The sequence below is a fragment of the Candidatus Protofrankia californiensis genome (assembly GCF_900634765.1).
Lineage (GTDB): Bacteria > Actinomycetota > Actinomycetes > Frankiales > Frankiaceae > Protofrankia > Protofrankia californiensis.
The window spans coordinates 1-4,252 of record NZ_CAAAFT010000131.1 but is presented as its reverse complement, the minus strand read 5'-3'; the positions used below and the strand labels follow the sequence as shown (position 1 = coordinate 4,252).

5 protein-coding genes are annotated in these 4,252 nt (G+C 70.4%); all 5 read right to left on the bottom strand.

All coding sequences use genetic code 11. The annotated features are described in order from the left end of the window. Positions 1-248 precede the first annotated feature (248 nt). Positions 249-581 carry a hypothetical protein gene (locus DD1DGNOD_RS07990; protein WP_165036515.1) on the bottom strand — a complete coding sequence of 111 codons (333 nt, stop codon included), beginning with the start codon at positions 579-581 and terminating at the stop codon, positions 249-251. 184 nt (positions 582-765) lie between these two features. Further along, positions 766-960 carry a helix-turn-helix domain-containing protein gene (locus tag DD1DGNOD_RS07985; RefSeq protein ID WP_131769793.1) on the bottom strand — a complete coding sequence of 65 codons (195 nt, stop codon included), beginning with the start codon at positions 958-960 and terminating at the stop codon, positions 766-768. 26 nt (positions 961-986) lie between these two features. After that, positions 987-2,681 (bottom strand): replication initiator, encoded by a 1,695-nt coding sequence (locus DD1DGNOD_RS07980; protein ID WP_131769792.1) that lies wholly within the window; start codon positions 2,679-2,681, stop codon positions 987-989. A gap of 196 nt (positions 2,682-2,877) precedes the next feature. Then, positions 2,878-3,705, bottom strand: coding sequence for a hypothetical protein (locus tag DD1DGNOD_RS07975; protein WP_131769791.1), 828 nt, complete (start codon positions 3,703-3,705; stop codon positions 2,878-2,880). Between the two features lie 76 nt (positions 3,706-3,781). Next, the gene (locus DD1DGNOD_RS07970) at positions 3,782-4,090 is read right to left on the bottom strand and encodes a hypothetical protein (RefSeq protein ID WP_131769790.1); all 309 of its coding nucleotides are present in this window, start codon (positions 4,088-4,090) and stop codon (positions 3,782-3,784) included. Positions 4,091-4,252: the final 162 nt, after the last annotated feature.

Sequence of the window (4,252 nt, the reverse complement as noted above, 5' to 3'; positions counted from 1 at the left end):
GACGAGGACAGCTCCTTGCGAGAAAGTGGGAATCAGGGGTCCGCCAGGGCGCGTGCAGGCCGATCGCTGGCGGTGGGATTCCGTTCCTCCGGGGCGGTGAAGGGTCCGCCGGGAGCCCGGCCGCATCCAGGGCGCTACGCGTCACTACGTGATCGGCTTCGCCGACCCTGGACCCGTCCGGTCTCCCGGCGGGTGCAACGCCCAGCGGAGGAACAGAAGAAAAATGGAAGAAGAGCCGCGAGGGATGATCAGCGTGGCTGACGCTGCGCGGGAATCCGTCCGTACGGGGTGACGTCGGGAATCCATCCGCCGGTCGGACGTGGCCGCGGTGGCGGGGCAGTTGCCGGAAGCGTGCTGCCGGGGATCACACGGAACACCAACACGACGTCCACGTCTCCGAGGGCTTCGACGAACACCGCGCTGTGCGGGATCACGATGGCGATCCGGGCGACGTCGAAGGGGTCGGCGCCCGGCTTGACGGTCATCTCGTAGTAGCCGTGGCCGGGGGCGTCCAGGCGGACGAAGGGCTGTCCGTCGGAGGGGTCGCGTGGCGGGTCGAGGTCAGGCGGGAAGATGGGCATCAGGGTCTCGTTCCTGTTCGCGCAGGGTCGGGATCTCAGGTCCCGGTGTGGTGTTCCAGCACCCACCGGGGCCGCTTCGAGCATCTGTCACGTGATGATCGCTATGGGTGATCCGGCGGTCCCCGCGCCGGGCGGTATTGCCGGATACCGGCCCACACCGTCCGACGAGCAGCCCTGACGACGATCATGCCGCCACCTCGTAACCGTCGGTCTCCCGCAACCGGCCGATGTAGGCGACGAGCTCGTCACGGTGGATACGGCGGGACCGGCCGATCCGGACGGACGCGAGCCGACCCGTGCGGATCAGGTCATAGACGGTGGTGCGGCTGACCCCGAGCAGGTCGGCGACTTCACCAGTGGTGAGCAGAAGCCTGGTCATGGGTCCTCCGAGGAGCGGGTCAGGGATCATGCCGCGCGGGGTGGATCGGAGACAGTTGCCGGAAGCGCACCGGGTCCGGGCGGACCGGCAGCGCGGGCGGCATCCAGTTGGGCGCGCCAGCGGTGCCGGTCGGCGATCGCGCGCAGCAGCAGATGTTCTCGTCGGGGTACGGCAGGGTCCCCGGGACGCAGAAGCTGCCAGACCGTCCGGTCTGCCGCGCCGTCCGCGGTGTCGTCGTCCGGGGTGTGGCCGAGGACGGCGAGTTGCCGCCGCACCCACTCTTTCCGATCTTCGCGGTGATCGGTGAGGGTCTTGCCGGACCAGCGGCGCGAGACCAGCACCCGCCGGCCACCGAAGCCCAGGGTTTCCCGCCGGTGGGCCTTGCCGGTGCAGCGTCCGGGAACGAGCCCGGCCCGCGGGTTCTTCGGCTGCACGCCGTAGAGCAGCCAGTTCGCGCACGTCGGCGCACACGGTTCGTGCCGCAGCGCGTCGGCCAACCGGTCGACATGGGTGCGCTGGGCGTCGGTGGCGACGTCGTGGCAGGCGTCCAGGCTCTTGGTCAGATACTTGGTCAGGTAGCCGATCAGTTTGCCTGTGTTCCGGCTGTTCGCGGTGACGCCGTCCGCGCGGATCTGCACGCCGAAGCGGACGACGTGGACGGGTTCGTCGTCCTCACTGATCGCGTCCAGGGCCTCATCCCAGGTCGGCAACGGTGATCCCGTGTCCGGGTCGAGGTAGCCGCCAGCCTGGTCGTCCCAGACGGGCAGCCGGTCCGAGCTGTAGACCGGCTGGTCACAGCGTGGCCACCACACCTGGTGGTAGGTCGCCGCCGCCACCTGTCGCAGCAGCACCCGCGGGATCGTGCCGCGCATGGCCGCGTGCAGGTGCGGGGCGAGACGCCGTTGGGGTTCCAGGCAGGCGAAGTACTGCACATCCCAGCCGACCGCGCGGCGCAGGTTCTGCCAGAAGCGATCCAGCAGCTTCGGAAAGTGGATCGCGTCCCGGGCCGCCCGTCGGTAGTCGTAGCTGTCCGGATCGACAGGTGTGCCCTCCGAGGTCACCCGCCCGTAGGAATCGCAGGTCAACGTCAGGAACATCGACGGCCGCCAGACCGTGCCGTCCGGGGCGGTGAACGTCCGGCCCACCGTGCGCCGGTCGACGGGCAGTCGGGGCAGATCGGGGGCGTCCTGGCGCCGTTTCGTCGACCGGGTGCGCCGGGGCCGGTCCCGGGCGTCCGGAGCCGCCTTGCCCCGCACACCGAGATCCGCGAGCCGTTCATCCACCTGACTGATCAGCATGTCGGCCTCGGTGACCTGGCCGCTGTCATGCCGTGTCGCCGCGTCGGTGCGGACGGTCTCCAGGTCCGCCCGCAGTTGGACGAGGATCTTCGCTTCGTCACCGGGCGGATCCGGGTCGGGCAACGGCTCGTCGTCGAGGTGCCAGCCGGCGGCGCACTGCGCCATCCGCAGCTTGCGGGCGTACTCCGCGCACGGCGGGCACTTGCTGGCGAGGGTGGACCGGCAGGCCACCGGGACGATCTCGGTTTCCCCGGTGGTCAGGTTGATCCTCCGCATCGCCAGCGGCCGGACGCACACTCCGTTCTCCGCCGCGACGGCTTCGACGACGTGGCGGGCCAGCGGCATCCGCATCCGGGCCGCCCGCGACCCGGGCCGCTCCTCCGTGAGGTCGAGGGGAAGCGGGATGGCCTGACCGTCGGTCATGCTGCGCGATCCTCCTGATCATCAGGGTCGGGACGGGGACGGTCGGGATGATCGGGTGGCGGTTCCCGGCAGCCGCATATCCGGCCCCTGCCGGTGGGGATCTGGCAGCCCTCAGCCGACCAGTGCGCGGCCAGCAGATGTCGGCACCAGGCGCAGAGCGGCAGCACGAACACCACAGCCAGCCGTTGCGAACCTGTCATGCCGCCCAGCCGGTCGCATCCGGGGTCCAGCCGTCACCGGTGGACGGGTCGATGCCGACGACCCGACCGACGATCGGCTTCCGGTAGGCCGCCGCGATCCGGGCGATCTCCGCATCGTCGACCCAGGACGCCCGCACCCGCACCGGGTCGCTGTCCCCGTGGTCGGGGTGGTCACCGTCGCCGTCGGTGTCGAGGTCGGCCGGGAGGATCGGGCGGGCCAGCGGATCCCGGCGGGTGAACTCCACCCAGACGAACCCGATCCGCCGGTCGGCCCGCACCCGGCAGCCCTGGGCACGGAACGCCTGCCGCAACGCTTCGGCCTGTTCCGCCCACTGCTGCGGCGTCTGCCCGTAGAGCAGCTCTACGCGCAGCCGGTCGGCCCAGCGGGTGCAGCGGATCCGCCGGATGCGGGGGAAGGTCTCGGCGAACGCCACCCGATCCCCGGTCGAGGTCGGCTCCCGGATCGCCAACTCGGTGTGGACCATGACCGGCCGCCACCGCCGGTAAACCCACCCCAACCGTGCCCGGCCGACCACCCACCAGGCCAGCCAGGAGAACGACCGGCGGTGCAGCCGCCACCACGCCGTGGCGACGAGGACCAGGCCACCCGAGGCCACACCAAGACCTGCCGTCCCGTACCTGTGACGGATCATCATGATGGTGACGACCACGGCGACGGTCACCGGCCGGCGGGCCAGCCACCGCAGCAGATGCCACAGAATCTTGCCCGCCAGCCCGATAAGCAGCGCCCACAGCGGCACGTCGACCTTCGGATTGCGGGTCGGCATCTCGGGAAACGGCCGCGACCCGTTGATTTTGGCCATGGCAGATCACACCCACCTTGCGGAAAGAAGAATCAGAGGAAAAGAATCCGGCGGGCAGGAAATCCGCCGGAGGTGGTCATGCCGCGACCGCGGACCCCTCGTCCGGGCCTGTGTCGGCGGCCTCCACCATCAGCCGCTCGCATTCCAACAGATAGTCATTGGCGGCCTGGACCAGCGCGTGGGCGAACTCCAGATGCCCCGCGGTCACCGTGCGATCCCGGACCGACAGCGTGAGGTACGCCTTGTCGGTGTCGATCCCGAGAATCGGTGTCCGGTCCGGGTAGCGGTGGCAGAACACCGTCCAGTCCCCGCCGACGTGGAGCCCCAGATGCAACGACGAGCCCGGTTCACCGCTGTCAGCCGGGGCGTGGGCCGGGAGCTTCATGCCGCCGCCTTCCCCGTGATCGCCCACGGGGCACGCAGGCCCGTCGCCCGGTAGGCGAACGCCTGCACCGCCCGCGGCCCGTTGCTGTTCACCCACGGCATCACCGTCAATCCGGTGAACTCCACCGGCCGCAGCATCGTGCCCGCCAACGGTTCCGGCGTC

Excerpts from the sequence above, each read along its gene's own strand:
- DD1DGNOD_RS07990 (WP_165036515.1), bottom strand. The coding sequence starts at position 581 with ATGCCCATCTTCCCGCCTGACCTCGACCCGCCACGCGACCCCTCCGAC.
- DD1DGNOD_RS07985 (WP_131769793.1), bottom strand. The coding sequence starts at position 960 with ATGACCAGGCTTCTGCTCACCACTGGTGAAGTCGCCGACCTGCTCGGG.
- DD1DGNOD_RS07980 (WP_131769792.1), bottom strand. The coding sequence starts at position 2,681 with ATGACCGACGGTCAGGCCATCCCGCTTCCCCTCGACCTCACGGAGGAG.
- DD1DGNOD_RS07975 (WP_131769791.1), bottom strand. The coding sequence starts at position 3,705 with ATGGCCAAAATCAACGGGTCGCGGCCGTTTCCCGAGATGCCGACCCGC.
- DD1DGNOD_RS07970 (WP_131769790.1), bottom strand. The coding sequence starts at position 4,090 with ATGAAGCTCCCGGCCCACGCCCCGGCTGACAGCGGTGAACCGGGCTCG.